Origin of the sequence: Francisella orientalis FNO12, from assembly GCF_001042525.2 — a bacterium.
GTDB lineage: Bacteria > Pseudomonadota > Gammaproteobacteria > Francisellales > Francisellaceae > Francisella > Francisella orientalis.
Map to the genome: position 1 here is coordinate 334,336 of NZ_CP011921.2, position 21,930 is coordinate 356,265.

Genomic DNA, 21,930 nt, shown 5'->3' on the forward strand with positions numbered 1-21,930 from the left:
CAGCAGTACATTTAATGTCGCTTATATTAGTCTTTATAATTTGTAATGATTGATATAAAACTCTTTAGATTGATACGACTTGACTTTAAACTTAATGTTTGTTATGCTATTCATTAATGATGTTTGTGATGGCTATAAAACACTTAAGAGAAGACTATGACAAATTTACCCATCCCTGTAATAAGCGCTTTGCGAAAATTAGGGCAGGATATCAATGATGCAAGGCGTCGCAGGCGTATCACCGCCCAGCTTATGGCAGAGCGTGCTGGCTTATCAAGGTCCACTATTGGAAAAATTGAAAAGGGAGATCCAACTACCTCCATTGGTAGTTACGGCGCAGTACTATTTGTTCTGGGGATGGAAAAACGCCTGAGCGATTTAGTCGATAGCATGCATGACCTTGTTGGACGAAGGCTTGAAGATGAAAATTTACCCCAAAGGGTGCGTCTCCCTAATAAAATAAATGAGAAAAGCGATGAGTAGCAAAGAAGTTATTGTCTTGGTTTCTTTAGGGGCATAAGATATCCGCGTTGGAAAGCTGAGGTTTCATGTAAAGGGTAATAAAGAAAGAGCCTCCTTTGAATATGATAAAAAATGGCTTGATCATCCTGAAAGATTTGCACTTGAACCAGCTTTAAAGCTTACGGAAGGTGGGTTTCATACAGGTCAGAACTTAAGTTTATTTGGTGGATTTGGCGACTCTGCTCCAGATCATCGTTGGGGGCGTGTACTAATGCGACGTTTTGAGGCGGCCAAGGCAAAATAGCAAAATCGCCTACCCACCACTCTTTTTGAAATTGATTATTTGCTTGGAGTGAATGAAAAGCAAGAGTGCGATAGGATGTCGAGTGCTTTTGTATATGAAGAAAGTGACGAAATTTATCACAAATAGTTCATGCCATGTCCCTAAAGTTACATATAGTGTAATTTTAGAGACACGATAAACTCACTCAATGTTTTGTGTCAGAGAATCCAAAATCGTTCATTTGACACTCTCCAGGTACGCCTCTATAATCGCTTACAGAGAGTAAAAACATGACTATACTACCTCAGTTTGGAGTTGGTTAGGTTGGAGCGAACTAATCTCCGCCAGCTTTAAATAAAAGAATAATCTGTCTTTGTATAAGTTACCAAAACACTTTCTTGATGATATGATTTTTCGTAGACATTGACTAGATTGTTTACTTTTTGCTCTAGTTGTTTTGACTTATCATCTACAAGTATTGTGATAACTTTGGTTTTTTCACTATACGTAGTTCCTGTTAGGCTACGCCAATATCCTCTAGCATCATTTTCAGTATAACCATCAGGGAAAGAAGGAGTTATGTATTTGTTCTCAAAATTTTTGAATATATTATCTGAAACGTAAGAGATATTATTTTTATCATCTTTCATAGTTCTGCCAAAGTAAAGTTTGACAATATATCCTTGATTATCTTTCGCATATGCAAAGCTAGTATCAGATAATATAAATATACATAACGCTAGTGTAATTATATATCTTTTCATATGCTTCTCTTTAGGTTCTTCTTCAAAAAAATAGCAGCTAAAATTAGCATTAGCCAGCCTATCATCAGAGTGCTGCCACCTAATGGTGCTAGCTTCAAAATAATAGGTATATTATAAACTACAGAAATATAAATGCTAAAGCTAAATAATATTGTGCCGACTATAAAAAAAAGTTGCTTAGTTTAAGAGATAAGCTTCGTGCTAAGCTCTTACTACTTAAAAGAGCTATTCCAATACCACTAATTACGATAGCTTAAGCTTGATTATAGCGAACTGCAGCTATTATGAAATCAAAGTGTTCAGCTGAGATTTGTGATTTTAGACCATGCTCTGCATAAGCGCCAAAAGCTACTGATATAAAACCTAAGATTGCACCAATTATTAAAGTCATATCATCTCCTATACATATTGAAGTAATACTGTGATGAAAACTATCAATCCAATCCAATGATTATCAGAAAAAGCTTTTATACAGTTAGCTATACCTAGTTTTTTATATAAGAAATAATTTCTGATAAATAAAAAAGCACTAACAATAACACCTATGTAAAAAATAATATTAAAGCTTAGATATATACCTAGAGCTATCAAAAGTATTAATGATATGAAATTGAATAAAAAGATGTACTTAAATACTTTATCTCCAAATAAAACAGCTGATGATTTAATACCAATTTCTAAATCAAAATCTCGATCGGCTAGGGCATAGATAGTATCATAAATTATAGTCCAACATATCGTTGATAGATAAAATATCCAAGCTTCAGATGGTATATGATTTTGTATAGCAGAAAACGCCATAAAAATACCAAAGTTGAATGTTAAACCAAGGATTAGTTGGGGTATTGCAAAGAACCTTTTACAAAATGGATATAAAACAGCTAAAAATAGGGCTACAAATGATAGTAAAATTGTGTATAAGTTTAAAAACAATACACAGATAAAAGCAACTATCGTAAGAGCTAGACACAAATATAATGCATTCTTGACACTAAGTTTACCACTGGTTAAAGGGCGAGTATTAGTACGTTCTACGTGTTTGTCAAAATCTATGTCTGCGATATCATTAACAATACAACCAACTGTACGCATTACAACTACACCAATAATGAAGATAATCAAATATTTAATATCTGGAATACCATGACTTGCCAAAACTAATGCAGTAAGAGTTGGCCAAAGAATTAGCAGTATTGGAATAGGGCGATGCAATCTCATCAGCGTAATATATGCTTTGAATTTTGTATTACTCTGCATTATAAAACTCCGGTAAAACTAGAAAATATTCCGTAATTAAAAATTTAAGCTTTTGATTATCTTTGTATGTAAATATCGAACTGCGAGAAAAGATTTCTTGCTGAATATGCCTATTTGCTTCTTGATAAAAATCATTACTAGATAACTTCCGGATTATAAATTCATCACGAGTAAACTTGGATTTTTTAAAAAGTAAATTATCGCCAATTGGCTTTGTGCCAAGATTATCAACTTCTTGTGAAAAAAAATCATAAGTATCACAGGGAATGATTGTCCTAGCAAAAACTAAAGTTTCATTAATACTTGAAAGTGTTATTTGTCGTACTAATGCAGTCTTAATCGCTAATAGTGATGCTTCTAATTGATTAACATTTGTAAAACTCTGAGAGATTTTATCTAATATAATTTCACCATAGCCTTTTGATAGGCTTGTAACTAAGGTTTTCGCATCATTAAGCCAGTATCTTTCTACTTTTGATAAATTTTGTTTGTTAATAATATTCATATATCAGAAATTACCTTAAACTTAAAGTTTCTTATTTTAATATCGATTTGTATAATTATACACTTAATAACTTAAGAATTTAATTAAAAGGATTCCAAAATGCGTCCAAGTGGAAGAAATAACGATCAATTACGTAGTTTAAAAGTTACACATAATTTTACAAAACATGCTGAAGGTTCAGTTTTAATAGAGTTTGGTGATACTAAAGTTTTATGCACAGCCTCTGTGGTTGCTGGTGTACCAAGATTCAAAAAAGATTCTGGTGAGGGGTGGTTAACTGCTGAATATGGTATGTTACCGCGTTCAACTCATACTCGTATGGATAGAGAAGCTGCTAGAGGTAAGCAATCTGGTAGAACACAAGAAATCCAAAGACTAATTGGTAGAGCTTTACGTGCAAGTGTTAACTTAACGAAAATAGGTGAGAATACTATCAAAGTTGATTGTGATGTAATCCAAGCAGATGGTGGCACACGTACAGCGTCTATCACCGGAGCATCATTAGCTATTAGGGATGCTATAGATTATATGAAGCAAAATGGCATGCTTGATGAACAAACTAATCCATTAATATCTCAAGTTGCTGCAATATCTGTTGGTATTTATAACAATGAGCCTATACTTGATCTAGATTATGATGAAGACTCGAATGCTGAAACAGATATGAATGTGGTTATGAACTCAAATGGCGGTATGATTGAGATTCAAGGTACAGCAGAAGGCAAAGACTTCTCAGAAGGAGAGTTTGCTAAAATGCTAGGTCTTGCTAAAAAAGGTATTAAAGAAATATTTAAAAGTATATTCTAGTTCATGATAAACATAATTCTTATAAAATAAAATCTTAAAGAGTATTTATATAAGAGTTTATCTTAGCTAGTAGATCAAAATCTTGTGATTTTAATTCAAATAAAAACTCTTGTAATGGCTCACTTTTTGCAAAAAGAAGTCTTTGTTCTATTTGTTTGATCTGATCCTCTAATGTTTGTCTTTCTTGATATAGCTCACGAAGCTCTTTGTTAGTGTTATTAAAAAAGTTTTGGATATTATCTTCTTTTTTGGCTTGTAGTCTAGTTTTAAGGTTTGTACTTAGATTAGAAGTTCTATTTACTGATAACTTTTTTCTACTACCTAAAGAAAGTTTTTTACGAGGCTCTTGTTCTGACATTTACATCTCTTTGTTATTTAAATTTTAGATCTAATGTGTTGGAATTGTTTAAGAATAACAATTTAATGTAATGATTATAATATATTTGTTACTAAATTTATAGTTCCAAGTTTTAGATCTTTAGGTGATTTTATTTGGAGTGACTCTTAGTGATTCTAAATCTATCAAAGCACCGTAGCTATCATCTTTACCAGACTCTCTTAGAGTTAGTGTTTTACCTGAAGCACTAGTATTTTGTAAGTCAATATTGATAGTTTGCTAACCCTTAGCAAAACTATCATGCGTATAGACAAGTTCATCTCCTAGATAAATTTCAAAATTACTTGAGTTATCACCTGTTCTGGAGTAGTAGTCGAATGACATCTGCATACTATCAAAACCTTTTGATGCTCAATCATGAGAGAAGTCTACAATTTCGTCTCTATCACCATCAAGTTCAGCAACATTTGGTCGAACGTCATCAATATTATCAAAGTTACTCTAGATTTCTATTTGCTCATCGCCACCTGTTATATACCACTTACCAAGAAAATCACTATCAGTATCAACTTTGCTCCAATCATCATTATTCACAGGTGTTTGATCATATTGGAAATTGTCTTCACTGAAAATCATATTATTTTCTTTTAATATTCTAAAGAAAGTAGCATCGCCAAGAATACAGTGATTAGGGACATTTGATTCTGTTAATATATCACCAGTAACGACACATCGCCATCTCACAGAATCTTCTCCTACCAATTCTGGTCTCACCATAATCTCTGCATATCCATTAACTATACCTGTTCCACCTACAGTACCAATATTTTTCTTAAGAGCCGCATATTCATTAACTTCTGAATTATCACCATTAAGATAAAAATCTTTATTACTTCTTTTAAAGTCCCATATTTCTTTTGCTCTAGTTGTTAGTACAGAAACTTCGGTAGCTATTTTTGTTCTAATTACATAATTAGAATATGTTGCATTAGCAAGCGTAGCTAAGATATCGATTATAGCTATAGTTACAATTAACTCAACAATTGAAAACCCTAAATTTTTTGTTTAGTTTTTGATGCCATATATCTTAATTACTCCATACGCTACATAATTATTATAGCTTATCTACTGAGTAATAGTATATTAGTTTTATATTAAAAAGGATTGGATTGTTATCTAGTTTTCACACCAATTGAAGCTAGTCTTTTTTCGATAGATGGATGAGTAGAGAACATATCAGACATATCTCCACTGCCTATACCAGCACTTAGTGGATCAAAGATGTATGATGCACGGCGTAGATTTTCATTTTTGTTATGTTTATAGCTATATTGAGCTTCTGCTGTTTTACTATCGCTAGCAATCTTTAGTAGAGCATTTGCCATTGGTACATTTGTACGCATTAGCTCAACTGCTCCAGCATCAGCCATATATTCTCTTGTACGATTTAAGAACAGCATCATAAATATCGTAAAAATTTGTAATACATATCTTAAAATCATAATAATGATAAAAAATACGGCAGCATTATTGTTACGGTTATTATTGTTGCTATTATTATTGTTTCCTGAGAAAAGAGCTGAGTAAAATAAGAAATCCATAATAATAAGCATCATATTGGATAAAACCATAGTAAATAGGTTAAGCTTAATATCTTGATTTCTAATATGAGTTAACTCATGTGCCATAACAGCTTGTAGTTCATCACGGTTAAGAGCATTTGCAAGTTTTGTTGTGATAGCAACCATTGCAGATTTTTCAGAATAACCTGATGCAAAAGCATTCATATAATTTGTATCAATTAAAAAAACCTTTGGCATATATCGCATGCCAGCAGCTACTTTCATTTCCTCAACTACATTATATACACGGCGTGCCAGAAGATCTTGGTTATCTGCTGAGATCTCATGATATTCAGTGCCAGATAGCATAATTTTGTCATACATACTAAAAGTGATGAATATCCAAATTACTGCTATAGCAGATATAATCATAGTAGCATAAGGAGGTATTTGAAATGTTGCTAAGGCATAAAATACTTTTGATATGGGTAGCTCAATACCATATCTACTATAGTAAGCATTCGCAAACTCACCATATCGCCAAAAGGTATCAACAAAAATTCCTAGCAGAAAAAAAACAATTAGGAATGTTGCTATGACAAAATATGTGCGATAAGTATTTTTGCGAACAACTTCACGCCAGTCAACAGAGCCATATTGTAGATTATCAGTATTTGACATCTTATAGTTCCACTCTAGAGTCTTCTAGTTGTTGTTTTTTCTCTTCTGAGATATTCCAGTATACAAATTCTTCATTTAGCTTCTTGAAGATATTAACTACCATCCCAGCAAAGAATGATTTTTTATGAGCGTTGTATCTTTCTATTGAATCATTAAGCGCCTGTTTAGCAAAAGCTAATTTATTTTCAGTAGATGTAATTTCTTCTTGTAACTGGATTACGTTTTGATTAGCTTTTAATTCTGGATAGTTTTCAAATTGAACATTTATTCCTTTAGCTAAATTAGAGATTTGATTTTCAGCATTTATTCTTTCTTGAATATCGCCATTTGCTTTCGCTAAATTAGCTTGGTTTCTTAGTGCTACAACCTGCTTTAGTGTTGTTTGCTCGTAGTCCATATACTTTTTGACAACATTTACCAATGAGTCAAATACTTTAGCTCTACGATCAAGCTGTACATCTATTTGTTTTTCAGAATTTTTGACAGTTTCGATCTCTGCTATTAGTTTGTTGTAAGTCATAACTATATATACAGCAGCAATAGCTATTATTATCAGTATAATTATTCCTATAGACATTTTTTTATCTCCGTTTATTTGAATTTGTGTTACTTATGTAAGGATGACTCTAAAGCCTGAGATTTTCAAGTTTTATCTTAGCTATTTGATATCATCTTCTATAAATTTACAAAAAGCTTGTGTCAATGCGGTGTGGTATTTCTTCTCGTGAAGTAGTTTGTAGAAGTTTCTAGATAAATCGAGCTCTTTAGTTTCAAGTATGCAATATTTAGCAGTATCTAAAGCTTGAGTTGTAATTACTTCAGATATACAAGCTAGACAATCGCTATATGCAATATACTGTTTTATTGCTTCTGAGCTACGTAGAGTTATAGCTTTTTTTATGCTTGATACTTTATCCTCAAGAGCATTAAAAAATATTTCAAATGTTCCAGAGCTTTGCTCTCTCATTGCCCAATCATATTCTAAAAGATCTTTTATCTTAATATTTTTTTTCTTAGTTAATGGGTGGTCAATACGACAAATTATTTTTAGACTATCTTTTACCCAAAGGTAAGTCTCTAATATTTTACTATTACATTCGCCTTCGACAAAGCCTACATCACAGTTTAGTGACTCAATACTATTTATAATTTCTTTTGTATTACCTGAGATAATCTCAAAATCTGTATCTGGATGTAACTTTCTAAACATTGCTACATATTTTGGTAATACATAATTGGCTATTGTGGTACTAGCACCAATAATTATCTTCCCTGATAATTGGTTACTATTTAAGCTAAAAGATTCAAATTCTTCAATTTCATCTAAAATTTTAATAGCTTTTGCTAGCATATTTTTGCCATTATCATTCAGTTTCATTCTTTTACCAACACGGTCGAATAATGTTGTATCAAGCATGTTTTCAAGTTGAGATAGCGACATACTTGCGGCTGCTTGTGAGATGAAACATTTTTCAGCACCAGCACTAATGGATTCTGACTTAGCTGTATTTACAAATACTTGTAATTGTTTTAATGTTATTCGCATATTTATATTCTAGTAATACTTATATTACAGGATTTTATTATAAGATTTTCTGATATTCAATATATATAAGATTTATTAAGACAGTATATTGATGATTGAGTATAATATATCTTATGTAAATAAATTAGGTTAATTATGGAAAGCTTTATAAGATATAAGTGGGCAGTAGTTGGTGCTGGTCCTGCAGGTATGACAACTATTGGACAATTATTGGACAGTGGTATAAATACAAAAAATATGCTTTGGATTGATCCTAAGTTTTTTTAATTGTTTGAGAGCATCGTTAACATTATTTTTTATCATATCTTGTACAGCAATGATACCAATAATATTTTCATTATTACCAATGAAAATCAATGTTTGACCATTATTTGCAAGTTTTATCGCTTGGCTATGCAGATCTTACATTAGTACATAGCCGTTTCTCATGAGCAAAAGCATGATTTCCAAGCCAAAAGCTACTATCATTGATTTTTCCTGTTACTCCTTTACCACCTGAAACCTCAATATTTGTAGCCTGTGTAAATGTTATGCTGTTGTTTTGGGCATAGTCTAAAATAGTCTTAGCGATTGGGTGATCAACAGAACTCTCAAGACTCGTAGCTATGGTGATTAATTGTTGTTGCGAATAATTTTGTGTGACAATTATTTCTTTAATAGAAGGATTGCCTTGTGTTAATGTACCAGTCTTATCAAAGGCAATAGCTTTTAACTTAGCTGGTATTTCTATAAATTCACCACCTTTGATCAAGATCCCATTTCTAGCAGCTTTTACCAAACTTGAAACTATTGAAATTGGTGTAGATATTACTAATGCACAAGGGCAAGCAATAACTAGTATTACTAAAGCTTCATAATCCCATTTAAGCCAAGATTCATTTAGCAAGAGTGGAGGGATAGTAGCTATTATAATAACTAAAAATATCATTGTAGGGGTGTAAATCTTAGCAAACTTAACAACCCATTTTTCTGCTTTTGAGCGTTTTGATTGAGCATGTTCAATAGCTCGGATTATTTTTGCAATCGATGAGTTTTCAGCTGTACTTGTTGTTTTTATCTCAATCGCGGAGTTTCCATTTATACTTCCTGCAAGAACTTGATCTCCAATCGTTTTTTCCACAGGAATAGATTCACCCGTTATAGGCGCTTGATTTATATAGCTATTACCTTTAAGTATAATCCCATCTAGAGCGATTCTTTGCCCTGGTTTTATTAGAAGAGTTTTGCCTGTATTTATTTCTGCTAGAGGCTTTTCTTCAAACCGTTTATCATGGCAACAATAAACTAGAGCTGTATCTGGAGTTAATTTCATAAGCTTTGTTATTGCTGATCGGGCATTTGCGACACTCCATGATTCAAGCAAAAGTGAAAAAGCAAACAAAAAGCTTACTACGGCTGCTTCAAATAATTGACCAATAATAATCGCGCCAGTTATGGCAGTTAACATTAAGAGGTTCATGTCAGCATCAAGCCTTCTAATAGAAGAGATTGCTTTGGGTAAAATAAACCAGCTGCCAAATAAGATAGCTATTAAGTAAGAGGCTTGAGATATAAGAGGAACTGTTTGAGGGATGTTCTCATCATCTATAAATGCGTGTACAAAGCCATGATTTATACTATGATACAAGTATGCAAAAAGGATGAATGCTCCACTAAGTAATGTTGTAATTAGTCGAGAGCGTTTAGTTAAAAAACAGATGTTTTGACTTTCTGTAATATGCTCATCCCAAGTAATTGCTTTTAGTCCGGCTTTTTTTATTAGAGTTATAATTTCTTTTTCAGAAATATTTTGATTATCAATAGACAATTTACCGTTAAGTAGGTCAAATTGCATATTATCTGCGGCGATTTTTTACTTAATGCTTTTTGATAATATTGACTTCTTCAATACAATCTAAGCCATATATTTTAAAGCTTTGATATTGTTTACTCATACAATACTCTCCTTTGCATGTATCTCTGGTAAATGCTCTAGATTTTCTTGTATTAAGTTCTTGACTAGTTTTTGATCGGCTTGAATAATTTCGTCATCATTAAGATTGTCTAGTAGCCAGTTTAATTGCTCTTTGAATGCAGAATTAAAATAAAAGTAGTGGAATCTGCCTTGTTTACGCTTATGTATAAAAGCATTACGTCTAAGTATATCTAAATGTTTAGATAATGTTGAGTTTGCAAGTTTGAAAATATGAGCTAGATGAAAAAGGCATAGTTCATGCTGACATATAACCATTAGAATTCTAATTCTAGTTTCATCGCCTAATGCTTTTTGAAAATCTACGATATTTGCTAATTTAATTTTTGTAAAACCATGTTTCGCGAATTAGCGAAATGATATCTATAAAATTTATTATATTCAAGTGATATAGCCAATTTTAATTTCTTTTTTCAAAGTTAATGCTAAAACCCCTCAAATTTCTAAATTAGTGGGTTAAATAATATGTCTAAAAGAGAGATTTTTATTTTATTAACTTTAATTTTTCTATGAATTTAAGTTATAGTTCTGGAGAATATGCTAATAAGACTTATATAGAAAATGTTGTCAAAACATTTGATTTATCAACAGATAAGAATATAAAAATACTAGACATAAAAGATCATCAACAAACTACCGATTATACTTGTGGACCATCTGCGGTTATAAGCTTGCTTAATTATTATGGAGTTCTTAAGGATTCTCAAATGAATCATCAAATGGAGTTACAAATAGCTAAAGAAATGGGTACAAATGATGATTATGGTACTACAGCGCAACAGATAGCAACTGGTTAGAAAAGCATGGCTTTGAGGTAAAATATGCTACTGATGGTGATATCAAACTGATTTATCAGAGTATAGATAAAGGTGTACCTGTACTTGTAGATTGGATTGATTGGGGAGGCCACTGGACATTAGTATCAGGATATCAGAAGTTGGGAAAACAATTGATGATGATAAAGATACATGGTTTATGATTGATCCAGCAGCACATTTTAATAATGTGAAAACAGTTTATGGATTGAGTGCTATTAATCCAGATAGATTTCAATATATGTGGCAGGATTCAAAAGGTATAAAAGGTATGTATGTTATAGCACAACCTAAAAAGTAGCTTTTACTCTGCTAAAATCATTATGGGCGCTGGAAATGACTTAGATGAAAAACTATTTATTTGATGTAAGTTACTAGCATTAGACACTGAAATAATACTTAAAATTGTTACCACTGGTAACATAATCTTTTTCATTTCTCATTCCTTAAAATACTTTCTAATATTTGATGTATGTATTATCTCAGCATATTTCCGTAATGTTAAATATATTAAATGTATAAGTTTGATAATAAAAACTTATGATGTGTAAGTGTTTACAGTTTAACAACTATAGAATATAGTAGATATAAAAAGAAAACAGGTTTAGTTTATGCACAAGAAAATACTTGTTTTAGGTGCTGGTGCTTGGGGTACTGCACTGGCATTACAGTTAGCTTATAAAGGCCATGAAGTAAGAATTAACTCTTGGAGAGCAGAGCATAACGATCAAATGCTCGCAGAAGGTAATAATCAAAAATATTTACCGAGCATAGAAAAATTCCCAGATACACTAAAAGCTATACAAAATTGGCAAGCTAGTATTGGTTATTTTGATGATATATTAGTTGCAACTCCTAGTTCAGGCTTTAAGAAGACTATTTTAGAGCTAAAAGAGTGTATGTTGCCTCATCAAAATATTATTAGTGCTACGAAAGGATTTTGTCATGACACCTATGCTCTATTGAGTGAAATAGCAGAAGATATTATACCAAATACAAAGTTTGCTTTATTAACAGGTCCGAGTTTTGCCAAAGAGGTAGCTAATAAACTTCCAACTGCTGTTGTAGTAGCGTCTAAAGATATTGAGTATGCTAAATACACACAAAAGCTTTTCAGCAATGAAAATTTTAGGTGTTATACAACTACTGATATTATCGGTACTCAGGTTGGTGGAGCTGTCAAGAATGTCTTAGCAATTGCTGCGGGTATTGCTGCGGGTATGGACTTTGGTGTTAATGCTCATGCAGCACTAATTACAAGAGGTCTAGCAGAAATTAAAAAATTAGGGCTTAAGCTTGGAGCCGATGTGGAAACATTTATGGGCTTGAGCTGTCTTGGTGATTTGTTGCTTACTTGTTCAGACAATCAATCGCGTAATCGTAGATTTGGATATTACCTAGGTCAAGGTATGTCTATAGAAAAGTCTTTGCTTAAGGTAAATAATGTTGTTGAAGGATATTCTACTGCTATAGCAGTATATAAACTTGCTCAAAAGCATGGAGTTGATATGCCTTTGGTCTTTGCTACATATAGAGTTTTATATGAGAATGTAGATCCAAAAGATATGGTTAGACAGCTAATGAATAGACAGTTAAAAAATGAAAATTAATCTCCTCCAGCTGCTTGCTCAGGAACATAATCCTTTAGATTAGTTTGTTGCATTTTTACTTTTGTATTAAATGCTGAATCTCCTATTTTAACCAAAGGCTTGACAAGTATAGAGTTTTCCCATAGTGAATTATCTTTTACAGAGTCGAAAGAATTAAGTGTTGAGCAAACGATTGCAAATATAAAGCCAAAACGCACTAAAGCTATAAAAAATGCTAAAAGCGTATTTGATAAACTCTTTTTTTCTTTGTTATTGCGCATAAATACTTTCATTACACCAAATATGATCAAGTATGCGCAGACTAATACTAAAATAAATGATACAATATAAGCTGTAGCTAGATCCTCTATTAATGAGTTTATATATGCTAGCTGTACTTTTTGAGCTAGTATTCCAGACATTATTACAGCGAATACCATAAGTATTAGTAATACGATGTTTTTAAAAAGCCCTTTGACAGCAGCAAATAAACTTAATATTAAAATTACAATTACCAATAAGATATCTAAAAAATTAATACTTGCTAAAAAATCCATTTTTATCCCGTTATTATATCTTTAATTTGATTCAAGTTTGTTATACCAATAATATCAATTCCTTCAGTCTTTAGCGATTTTGAAACATTGCCTTGTGGCACAATAATTTTCTTAAAACCATGTTTCTTAGCTTCATTTATTCGTTCTATACCATAAGGTACTGGCCTAATTTCACCTGATAAGCCGACCTCTCCCATTATTAGCATATCATGAGGAATCTCTATTTCCTTTATACTAGAATATATAATCAATATTAGTGCCAAATCAATACTTGTTTCACTAATTTTGATTCCACCAACAACATTTAAAAATACATCTTTGTCATATAAGTCAATATGCATATAGCGTTGAATAATAGCTAAGATCATTGCTAAACGATTACCGTCAATACCTACACATAATCTTCGTGGAGGTTGATTGATGTTTTTGCCAACAACTAATGATTGTAGCTCAACAAGTAGAGGGCGTGTACCTTCCCAAACTGATACTATTACGCTACCAATTAAGTTAGTACGACCATTATTCAAAAAAATTGCGGATGGATTCTTGACTTCTTTCATGCCTTTATCAGTCATTGCAAAGACACCAATTTCATTTACAGCACCAAATCTATTCTTTAGGGCGCGCATCATACGATATCTGCCATTGTCTTGGGATTCTATAAATATTACCGCATCAACAATATGTTCTAATACTCGTGGGCCAGCAACCTCGCCAGACTTAGTGACATGTCCTACCAAAAAAATAGATATCTCATGTTGCTTGGCAATTTGAGTGATATAAGCTGTAGACTCTCGTACTTGTGAGACGCCTCCGGCCATAGATGAGATATCGGGATTATGCATAGTCTGGATTGAGTCTATTACAACTATTTCTGGTTTGTGTTCTATCATGTAGCTAGAGATTTGCTCTATATTTGTCTCACACATTACTAGAAGATTATCTTTGGGGAGATTTAATCTTTCTGCTCGTAGTGCTATTTGCTCAAGAGATTCTTCGCCGCTAACATATAGAACTTTCTTTTTTAGAGATAAAAAAGACATAATTTGTAGTAATATTGAAGACTTACCAATACCAGGATCTCCACCAACTAGTGTTATAGATCCTTTTACAATTCCACCACCAAGTACTCGGTCAAATTCAGATATATTGGTAGACATTCTAGAATGTTCTTTACCTTTGATATCTGATAATGCAGTAGCCTTTGAGATACTGCCAGCAAATCCAGCTCTAGCTTGAGGAGTTTTTTTCGGATCAGGTTTGATCTCTTCAATAAATGTATTCCATTGACTACAATTATGACACTGTCCTTGCCATCTAGGTGAAGAAGCTCCGCATTCTTGGCAAATAAAGATTGTTTTTTGCTTAGCCATGATTTAGTTTATTTTGCCTTATAACCTAATATATACTTGGAGAGTACTCTCTAGTTTCAGAAGCATTGGGACCGATGAATTGAACTATATAGCGATATCTTTCTGTATTTTCATCATTAATTGAAATACTTGGTGGAAAAACAGAAATAACTCGAGCTTCACAGCCAACTTGTTCTTTTAATTCAGACAGAGTTACAGAGATTCTTACTATATCATCTAAGTATAATAGTTTTGAGCTACCAATTTCTATACCACCATTTTTAATTAACTTAACAAAGTGATTATATAGTTGCTCACGCTGATCAAATAAATATTCTTTTTCAAATTTAATGTCATCTTCACTATAGTCAACACCTATTTGACCTTCGACTATTTCAGTAGAGCTAACATTGTCTTCTTTGATAGCCGACTCACCGCTATTTATATCATCTTCATCAACAGTTTCATTGTTCTCATTTTCTTCATTTATAAGTGAAGAATCTATATCAAGTCCTTTAGTTTCTCCAAGATCAATTTCAATAATATTTACATTTTCATCATCGATATCAATATCATCATTGGTATCATACGCATCAGCCGTAGTATCAACTAAATCATTCTCAAAATCATCCTCTAGTAATATATCATCATATAAATCATCTGAATTTTGTTGTGGTTTTTGTCCTAACATTCCACCACGAGGGTTGCTTTTAGTACTAGCTTTTTTTTGACTAGTTGAGAGAGCTTTTTTTAGGAGATTTAATCTACTCATTTTGTATGCCTCTTAGCTCTTTTTGAGCGAATTTTTCTATAACCATAGTATGTAATACTAGAGATGAATATAATGATAAATAATGACAAGAATTTATGTTCATATATCCATAGTTTAATATTGGCTTTATTGACTAGTTGTAATAGAGCATTACCAAAAATATATCCTAAAGATATATATAGTTGACCAAATAAAACTGCTTATAGCATCTAAAGTCATAAATTTAGCCCTTTTTACTTTACTAATACCTACGATTAAGATAGTAACTGTTCTTAAGCCATATAGAAACCTTATACTTAGTATTACTAATGTTTCATGTTTATCTAAAATAGCTAGAGATTTTTGAGCTTTGTAGTGCCAAGAAGCTTTTTTTGTAAGAATTCTTTCACCCATAAGTTTAGCGATAGTAAATATTGTGTTGTCATGGAGTATAGCTCCAAATGTCGCTGCTAGAATAACTAGTGGATAATTAAACAATGCCGCCGCTGTTGCTATACCGACTATAATCAGAAATATCTCACCTTCTATTAGTACTGCTAATATTACAGCTAAATATCCCCAATCCATTAATAGATTCCAAAATTCAGCTTGAGTCATGTTTACTTTCCGTAAGCATTCGTGATTAGTAATTCATCGACCAAAACTAGTGCGAGCATTGCTTCGGCTATAGGCACACCTCTAATGCCAACACAGGGGTCATGTCTACCTTTTGTAACAACTATAGTGTCATTCCCACTGGTATCTATGCTTTTACCAGGTTGTGAAATACTTGATGTTGGTTTAAAAGCAAGTTTAGTAATAATATCTTGCCCTGTGGATATACCACCTAAAACTCCACCAGCATGGTTTGTTAAGAACCCTTGTTTTTGAGTTATTTCATCGTGATGCTCACTACCTTTTTGACTAACACAATCAAAGCCATCACCAATGCTGACTGCTTTTACAGCATTAATACTCATCATAGCGTAAGCAATAGTAGCATCAAGCCTATCAAAAACTGGTCTACCAAGTCCTGCTTGTAGACCAGTAGCAATGACAGAGACTTCTGCACCAATTGAATCTCCCTGTTTACGAATGTTATGAATTAAGTTTTCACAACTTGTAATGACTTCTCTATTTGCTATGAAAAAGGGATTTTCATTAATAAAGTCTTTTTCTACAAAATCAATCTTAAGATCACCAATTTGCGAGCAGAAACCAAAAATTTCGATACCATTATGTTTTAATATTTTTTTTGCTATTGCACTAGCTGCAACACGCATAGCTGTTTCTCTAGCAGAAGATCTTCCGCCACCACGATAATCGCGAATTCCATATTTTTTGAAATATGTGTAATCTGCATGACCTGGACGAAATTTATCTTTTATTTCACCATAATCTTTTGATTTTTGATCTTGATTCTTTATTATTAGACCTATTGGCGTTCCTGTAGTTTTACCTTCAAAAACACCTGAGATGATTTTAACTTCATCAGGCTCTTTGCGTTGAGTTGTAAATTTAGATTGACCTGGCTTACGTCTATCTAGTTCAAACTGTATATCTGCTTCGCAGAGAGAGATGTTGCTTGGACAACCGTCAATAATTGCTGCAAGTGAATCGCCATGGCTCTCACCACATGTTGTTACTGTAAAAATTTTACCAAAAGTATTTCCTGACATACTCAACAATAATAAATAGTGTATTTTTTTATAATAGCATAAATGATAACTAAATTTGTCTAATCTAATATCCATTTTAGATAAAAAGTTTTTTGTTTCTAATATTACCCTAATATATGACCGAGCCTTTACTCGCCTTATAGGTACCTAGCGTTGAGCTATTTTAATTTAAATATGTTTAGACTATTTTTTTAGAGTTTCTATAGAGCAGTTTTTGAATAATTAATAATGGTATGGTTATAGTTATTACGACTAGTCCTATTTTTATGTTTAGTGGAGTATAAAGTAAGAAACTATTTATTAGAAGGCATAAAAAGCCTAGCCAAGCTAGAATAATAAATAGTGAGCAATATCCTGTAAAAAGTTTTTGTTTGTGATTTTTGTATGTTTGAGGTAACCAGTATATAAAGCATGCTAAAATACCTAAAATTGTTGTGAACATGTACATTACATTTGGTTTATAACGAATAGCTAATATCGCAATTGTAATTAGCATCACAAAAGCTAAATTGATTACTTCTGGCATTCTTTTGTTATTAAAAGATATTTGTAATTGTTGTATCGTTATTCCGATTAGGTAACCCATAGCGATAACTAGCAATCTCTAGTCAAGGTTTAAACTAACTATTTGTACAATACAACAAAGTGTAAAAATAAGTAGACTAAATTGAGTAAGCATACTTATATTATTTAGAGACTTTCTATTTTTTGTGCTATAGATAATTTGTGGAACAAATTGTATTAAATATATTATAAGTGATATGTTTAAACTAGTTCGCTAAGTTCTTGAGTGTTAGTCGATAGTTGTTTCATGTGCTAACTGTTTGAATTTACTACTTATTATCTTTAATTATATGGCCGTAGTTAACTAAAATCTACCTATTGCAATACTTATTTATAATAGTTATTTTTTGTAATAAAACTACTGTACCAAAAGTATTATTAATGCAGGGAGAATTATTAGTGCATTTGGAGTAAATGTTGGTCCCCATGAGAGTATAAAACTACTTGCTATATAAAGGCTAGTTCATATTAATGCGATCAATATAAAACTTAAGCAAAAACCATCAGCTCTTTTTTGTCTATAATTTTTGTAAATCTGCGGTAACCAATACAATGTGTTTACAGCGAAACCAATATACTCTATTAAACTATAGATATTTTCATTATCAGATCCCATCGCAAGTAGTGCAAGCATAAATAGAAATAATAAAGCTGAAGTTAACTATTTCAGGTAATTTCTTGTAAAAAATAGAAATTTGTAGCTGTTGTATGGATACTCCTATTAAGTAAATTATAGCAACAGTTGCATATTGCCACTCATACCCAAAGCTAATAGTTTGTATTACGTCACATAATACAGTGATGAAAATCCCAAGTTGAGTTAATATGCTAATATTAGATAGGGAGTTTTTGTTTTTATTATTATGTATTATTTGTGGAATAAACTGACCACAATATAATATGATAGAGATATTAAAAATAATTTGTCCAAAAAAAGAATTGTCCATTATCTCTATTTTTATTTAAATATGATGTTGTTAATATATAACACTTATTAAGATTTTAACAAATAATTACAACCAAGGTTTATTTAAATAGCTGTAGATACTTACCATAACCTTCTTTTTGAATATCTTCTTTAGGTATAAATTTTAAAGTAGCAGAATTCATACAATATCTTTTGCCGGTAGGTTGCGGACCATCGTCAAAGACATGACCTAGATGAGAGTTTCCATATTTAGACAGAACTTCTGTTCTAGTCATAAACCAGCTATTGTCATTTTTGGTTTTAATGAATGAATCATCTATAGGTTTTGTGAAGCTTGGCCATCCAGTTCCAGAGTCGTATTTATCTGTTGAGCTAAAAAGTGGTTCACCAGATACAACATCAACATAAATTCCTTGTTTATGATTATTCCAGTATTCATTATTAAAAGCTCTTTCGGTACCGCCTTGTTGTGTTACATAATATTGTTGCTTGCTAAGGTTAGCTAAGGCTTTTTGTTTATCAAAGTTTTGCCAACTAGGAATGTTTGCAAAGCTTATTAATGGAAGCACAAAAAAAACAACAGATATTAACTTACTCATCAAATACTTCCTTTTACTTTTAACTATCTATTTAAACATTATATAATATTTTTTACGGTTAAAATATTAATTGTGGTTTAAACTCTAGATTAAAAAATAAATATTTGTATGATTGTTTGTGTATAAACTACAATTTTTAGAGGTGTATAAAATGGGTAATTTTTGTAAATTGTTAGGTGTAAGCATGTGTACGTTTTTGCTATCAAACTGTTCACTTTTTCATGAGAAGAAACAGTATAATTTTAATCATGATTTTGAATTAATTGTTCACATGAAAGAGGTTAAAACTCAAAAAGAAGTGGGTACGGTTACGATATCTCCTTATATTCATGATGGTAAGCAAGAGGGTATGTTGATTATTCCTTATTTATATAACTTACCAGCATCAAGTGTGCATGGCATGCATATTCATATTAATCCTAGTTGTGATGATGACGGCATGGCTGCAGGAGGGCACTGGGATCCTGATAATACTGGTAAACATCTAGGTCCCTATAAAGATGATGGGCATAAAGGAGATTTGCCGGAGTTAGTCGTAAATGCAGATGGTACAGCTACTGAGCCTGTGGTAGCGCCAAGGCTCGATTCTTTAGAAGAGCTTGAGGGTCATAGTTTGATGATTCATGAAGGAGGAGATAATTACTCAGATACTCCAAAACCTTTAGGTGGTGGTGGTACTAGAATGTGGTGTGGGGTTATTACGGATTAAACTATGAGTTATGAACTAATAGCTAGATTAGGTTTTTTTCTACTGATTCTTTTTGGGATTTCTATTTGGGAGATTGTAGCTCCTATGCGTAAGCTCAAACTTTCTAAAGTCTCTCGTTGGTTTAATAACTTACTGCTGGTATTTTAGATACCTTGATATTAAGAATCTTATTTCCAGCAGCAGCTGTTGGAGTGGTGATATTTTCTCAGCAATATAATTTAGGATTATTGAACCTTTTTGATATACCTGCTTGGATTAAGATTATGGTAGCTTTTTTAGCTCTAGATTTTACGATATACCTTCAGCATGTATTATTTCGCTATTTACCGTTGTTATGGAGATTTCATAAGGTTCACCATATTGATTTGGATTATGATGTTACCACAGGACTACGTTTTCATCCTGTAGAGATAGTTTTGTCAATGTTAATAAAATTTATGGCAATATTTATTATTGGAGCACCTGTATTAGCAGTTATCATTTTTGAAATTGTTCTAAATGGTACTTCTTCGTTTAATCATGGTAATATTCGCTTGCCAAAATCGTTTGATAAGTTTTTGAGATTGTTTATTGTAACACCAGATACTCATAGGGTTCATCATTCTACAATACCTGCTGAGACAAACTCTGATTTCGGTTTTAATCTAATTTGGTGGGATAAGATCATGGGAACTTATATTGCTCAACCTAAGAAAGGACATATTCAAATGAATATAGGATTAAGCAATTATAGAGATTCTAAAATTACACAACCATTTTTAAGTATGCTTAAAATACCTTTTTCAAAAAAATAAGTTCTTTGATTACTTTTGTACTTTTTCTTTTTGAAATAAAAAAGTATACACAGCAAGGAATAATCATCGCTAGAGCACCAAAATAAAAAGCTCCTCTTATATTTTCGTTAAATAATGTTAGTACTAAACATAATGCTTGTATCCAAACTCCAAAAAGAGGGATGTATGGAAATAATGGCGTTTTAAATACCATTGTTTCAACGGCATTTTTTTGTATCATTTGCTTTCTAAAGTTATATTGAGACCAACATATACAGATCCAGCAGATTGTAGCTGTGAATCCTGACATAGCAAGTAAGTTTGTAAATGCAGCAGATGCAGATAGTTTGAATGAAAGTATCAAAAATATCCATACTCCAGCTATGCTCACATACACAGCATAATGCGGTATTGAAGAGCTATTTAACTTTCTAAAAATACTAGGAGCCATTCGCATTTTAGATAATCCATATAGAGAACGAACAGCTGCATAGAAGCCACTATTTGCACATGAAAATGCAGCTACAAGTACTACAAATGCAAATGCTCCAGCAAATTTGTCAAGATGATAGTGTTGTAGTGCTGTAGCAAATACAGAGTCGCTTAAATTCATTTGTTGCCAAGGAAAAATTGTTGCTAATAGGAATACTGGAATTACATATAATCCTACAATTCTTACTGCTACATGTTTAGCAATTTTAGGCATTTGCTTTCCTGCATCATTAGATTCACTTGCAGCTAAACCAATGATTTCAGAGCCTTGGAAATTTACTAGCAGTATGACCATTGTTGTGATTAGAATCAATTTTCCTTTAGGAAAAAACCCCTCTTCGCCAACAATATAAGTGCTACCTAGTATACCACCAGTATCATTATTGATAATATTGAAAAATATAAGTATAGCCACTACACTAAATAAGCCAAGAGCTATGATTTTTATAAGAGCTAACCAGAACTCAATCTCACCAAAGAGCTTAACTTTAGTAAGGTTTAAGATTGTTATAAATAGCCCAAACAGAGTTGCCCATAGGTAAGTTGGTACAGAAGGCAAAAATGTATGCATGATTATTCCACCAGCTATACATTCCGAAGGAATATAAATTATCCAGTTAAGCCAGTATGACCATCCCATACCACACGCGATCGAAGGAGAGACGTATTTTGCTGTATAGTGGATAAAGGATCCTGAATTTGGCGAATTTGCCGTTAATTCAGCTAAGCATAGCGTAACGCAGTACACTATGATCCCCGCTAATATATAAGCAATGATAGCAGCTGGACCAACTTCTGAGAGAACATACCCTGTACCTAAAAAGAAACAGGAGCCAATAATACCGCCAAGAGCTATTAGCTCAATGTGGCGAGGTTTTAGAGTTTTAGCCAACGCCATAACACTACCTCCAAAAATCGTTACACAAAGTACCTGAAAATACAGATT

The 21,930-nt window shown here is 32.3% G+C and carries 24 protein-coding genes and 6 pseudogenes; 8 read left to right on the forward strand and 22 right to left on the reverse strand.

Annotated features, from left to right (window positions below):
- The first annotated feature begins 156 nt into the window (after positions 1-156).
- Entirely contained in the window at positions 157-483 is a 327-nt protein-coding gene (locus tag FNO12_RS01885) for a helix-turn-helix domain-containing protein (protein WP_014714456.1), read from the forward strand.
- A 55-nt stretch (positions 484-538) separates the two neighbouring features.
- A complete protein-coding gene (locus FNO12_RS11700; RefSeq protein ID WP_168711765.1) occupies positions 539-766 on the forward strand; it encodes a HipA N-terminal domain-containing protein in 228 nt (75 codons plus the stop codon).
- 329 nt (positions 767-1,095) lie between these two features.
- Here the strand turns inward: FNO12_RS11700 and FNO12_RS01895 are convergent, their stop codons facing one another.
- From FNO12_RS01895 to FNO12_RS01910, 4 genes and pseudogenes are all read right to left on the reverse strand, one after another.
- Positions 1,096-1,509: a DUF3574 domain-containing protein gene (locus tag FNO12_RS01895; protein WP_014714457.1), complete on the reverse strand. Its 414-nt coding sequence runs from the start codon at positions 1,507-1,509 to the stop codon at positions 1,096-1,098.
- A pseudogene (locus tag FNO12_RS01900) lies at positions 1,506-1,900 on the reverse strand (DUF423 domain-containing protein). Before FNO12_RS01900 ends, FNO12_RS01895 begins: the two are co-directional and overlap by 4 nt.
- An 8-nt stretch (positions 1,901-1,908) precedes the next feature.
- Positions 1,909-2,766 (reverse strand): 4-hydroxybenzoate octaprenyltransferase, encoded by an 858-nt coding sequence (gene ubiA / locus FNO12_RS01905; protein WP_014714459.1) that lies wholly within the window; start codon positions 2,764-2,766, stop codon positions 1,909-1,911.
- Positions 2,756-3,271, reverse strand: a complete 516-nt coding sequence (locus tag FNO12_RS01910) for a chorismate--pyruvate lyase family protein (protein ID WP_014714460.1) — start codon at positions 3,269-3,271, stop codon at positions 2,756-2,758. The genes ubiA and FNO12_RS01910 overlap by 11 nt, the downstream gene beginning before the upstream one ends.
- A 99-nt stretch (positions 3,272-3,370) precedes the next feature.
- Between FNO12_RS01910 and rph the strand changes: the two genes are divergently transcribed.
- On the forward strand, positions 3,371-4,078 hold the full coding sequence (gene rph / locus FNO12_RS01915; RefSeq protein ID WP_014714461.1) for a ribonuclease PH: 708 nt from the start codon (positions 3,371-3,373) through the stop codon (positions 4,076-4,078).
- Between the two features lie 34 nt (positions 4,079-4,112).
- Here rph and FNO12_RS01920 read toward each other — a convergent pair whose 3' ends face one another.
- The 5 genes from FNO12_RS01920 to FNO12_RS01940 form a co-directional block, all read right to left on the reverse strand.
- Positions 4,113-4,436, reverse strand: a complete 324-nt coding sequence (locus tag FNO12_RS01920) for a hypothetical protein (protein ID WP_014714462.1) — start codon at positions 4,434-4,436, stop codon at positions 4,113-4,115.
- A gap of 480 nt (positions 4,437-4,916) precedes the next feature.
- Complete coding sequence (locus FNO12_RS09605) at positions 4,917-5,192, reverse strand: hypothetical protein (protein ID WP_030003358.1); 276 nt, start codon at positions 5,190-5,192, stop codon at positions 4,917-4,919.
- Positions 5,193-5,587: 395 nt separating this feature from the next.
- A complete protein-coding gene (gene htpX / locus FNO12_RS01930; RefSeq protein WP_014714464.1) occupies positions 5,588-6,658 on the reverse strand; it encodes a zinc metalloprotease HtpX in 1,071 nt (356 codons plus the stop codon).
- A 1-nt stretch (position 6,659) separates the two neighbouring features.
- A complete protein-coding gene (locus FNO12_RS01935) occupies positions 6,660-7,235 on the reverse strand; it encodes a LemA family protein (protein ID WP_014714465.1) in 576 nt (191 codons plus the stop codon).
- 81 nt (positions 7,236-7,316) lie between these two features.
- A complete protein-coding gene (locus FNO12_RS01940) occupies positions 7,317-8,204 on the reverse strand; it encodes a LysR substrate-binding domain-containing protein (RefSeq protein WP_014714466.1) in 888 nt (295 codons plus the stop codon).
- Positions 8,205-8,339: 135 nt separating this feature from the next.
- Between FNO12_RS01940 and FNO12_RS10055 the strand changes: the two genes are divergently transcribed.
- Positions 8,340-8,471 (forward strand): hypothetical protein, encoded by a 132-nt coding sequence (locus tag FNO12_RS10055; protein ID WP_014714467.1) that lies wholly within the window; start codon positions 8,340-8,342, stop codon positions 8,469-8,471.
- 124 nt (positions 8,472-8,595) lie between these two features.
- Here the strand turns inward: FNO12_RS10055 and FNO12_RS01945 are convergent, their stop codons facing one another.
- Together FNO12_RS01945 and FNO12_RS01950 are read right to left on the reverse strand one after the other, a co-directional pair.
- Positions 8,596-10,038 (reverse strand): HAD-IC family P-type ATPase, encoded by a 1,443-nt coding sequence (locus FNO12_RS01945; protein ID WP_014714468.1) that lies wholly within the window; start codon positions 10,036-10,038, stop codon positions 8,596-8,598.
- A gap of 96 nt (positions 10,039-10,134) precedes the next feature.
- The gene (locus FNO12_RS01950; RefSeq protein ID WP_014714469.1) at positions 10,135-10,500 is read right to left on the reverse strand and encodes an ArsR/SmtB family transcription factor; all 366 of its coding nucleotides are present in this window, start codon (positions 10,498-10,500) and stop codon (positions 10,135-10,137) included.
- Between the two features lie 141 nt (positions 10,501-10,641).
- Here FNO12_RS01950 and FNO12_RS01955 point away from each other — a divergent pair.
- Positions 10,642-11,292: pseudogene (locus tag FNO12_RS01955) on the forward strand (C39 family peptidase).
- Positions 11,293-11,295: 3 nt separating this feature from the next.
- Here the strand turns inward: FNO12_RS01955 and FNO12_RS10060 are convergent.
- Positions 11,296-11,427 carry a hypothetical protein gene (locus FNO12_RS10060; protein WP_014714470.1) on the reverse strand — a complete coding sequence of 44 codons (132 nt, stop codon included), beginning with the start codon at positions 11,425-11,427 and terminating at the stop codon, positions 11,296-11,298.
- Between the two features lie 175 nt (positions 11,428-11,602).
- Between FNO12_RS10060 and FNO12_RS01965 the strand changes: the two genes are divergently transcribed.
- Positions 11,603-12,601, forward strand: coding sequence for an NAD(P)H-dependent glycerol-3-phosphate dehydrogenase (locus FNO12_RS01965; protein ID WP_014714471.1), 999 nt, complete (start codon positions 11,603-11,605; stop codon positions 12,599-12,601).
- On the opposite strand, the gene FNO12_RS01970 is transcribed toward FNO12_RS01965, so the two are convergent.
- From FNO12_RS01970 to msrB, 9 genes and pseudogenes are all read right to left on the reverse strand, one after another.
- Positions 12,598-13,137 (reverse strand): CvpA family protein, encoded by a 540-nt coding sequence (locus tag FNO12_RS01970; RefSeq protein ID WP_014714472.1) that lies wholly within the window; start codon positions 13,135-13,137, stop codon positions 12,598-12,600. The two genes, FNO12_RS01965 and FNO12_RS01970, sit on opposite strands and share 4 nt — an antisense overlap.
- A 2-nt stretch (positions 13,138-13,139) precedes the next feature.
- Complete coding sequence (gene radA, locus FNO12_RS01975) at positions 13,140-14,510, reverse strand: DNA repair protein RadA (protein WP_014714473.1); 1,371 nt, start codon at positions 14,508-14,510, stop codon at positions 13,140-13,142.
- An 8-nt stretch (positions 14,511-14,518) separates the two neighbouring features.
- Positions 14,519-15,261: pseudogene (locus FNO12_RS01980) on the reverse strand (PilZ domain-containing protein).
- Positions 15,258-15,858 (reverse strand): annotated as a pseudogene (locus FNO12_RS01985) (DedA family protein). The pseudogenes FNO12_RS01980 and FNO12_RS01985 overlap by 4 nt, the downstream one beginning before the upstream one ends.
- Before the next feature lie 2 nt (positions 15,859-15,860).
- Positions 15,861-16,919 carry a chorismate synthase gene (gene aroC, locus FNO12_RS01990; protein ID WP_014714476.1) on the reverse strand — a complete coding sequence of 353 codons (1,059 nt, stop codon included), beginning with the start codon at positions 16,917-16,919 and terminating at the stop codon, positions 15,861-15,863.
- Between the two features lie 178 nt (positions 16,920-17,097).
- Positions 17,098-17,505 (reverse strand): PQ-loop domain-containing transporter, encoded by a 408-nt coding sequence (locus FNO12_RS10065; RefSeq protein ID WP_014714477.1) that lies wholly within the window; start codon positions 17,503-17,505, stop codon positions 17,098-17,100.
- 18 nt (positions 17,506-17,523) lie between these two features.
- A complete protein-coding gene (locus FNO12_RS10070) occupies positions 17,524-17,682 on the reverse strand; it encodes a PQ-loop domain-containing transporter (protein ID WP_306668692.1) in 159 nt (52 codons plus the stop codon).
- Positions 17,683-17,841: 159 nt separating this feature from the next.
- A pseudogene (locus FNO12_RS11450) lies at positions 17,842-18,430 on the reverse strand (PQ-loop repeat-containing protein).
- A 79-nt stretch (positions 18,431-18,509) separates the two neighbouring features.
- Positions 18,510-19,010 carry a peptide-methionine (R)-S-oxide reductase MsrB gene (gene msrB, locus FNO12_RS02005; protein WP_014714478.1) on the reverse strand — a complete coding sequence of 167 codons (501 nt, stop codon included), beginning with the start codon at positions 19,008-19,010 and terminating at the stop codon, positions 18,510-18,512.
- Between the two features lie 151 nt (positions 19,011-19,161).
- Between msrB and FNO12_RS02010 the strand changes: the two genes are divergently transcribed.
- Together FNO12_RS02010 and FNO12_RS02015 are read left to right on the forward strand one after the other, a co-directional pair.
- Positions 19,162-19,719 (forward strand): superoxide dismutase family protein, encoded by a 558-nt coding sequence (locus tag FNO12_RS02010; RefSeq protein WP_014714479.1) that lies wholly within the window; start codon positions 19,162-19,164, stop codon positions 19,717-19,719.
- Positions 19,720-19,722: 3 nt separating this feature from the next.
- A pseudogene (locus FNO12_RS02015) lies at positions 19,723-20,513 on the forward strand (sterol desaturase family protein).
- On the opposite strand, the gene FNO12_RS02020 reads toward FNO12_RS02015, so the two are convergent.
- Entirely contained in the window at positions 20,488-21,882 is a 1,395-nt protein-coding gene (locus FNO12_RS02020; protein WP_014714480.1) for an amino acid permease, read from the reverse strand. The pseudogene FNO12_RS02015 and the gene FNO12_RS02020 sit on opposite strands and share 26 nt — an antisense overlap.
- Between the last annotated feature and the right edge of the window lie 48 nt (positions 21,883-21,930).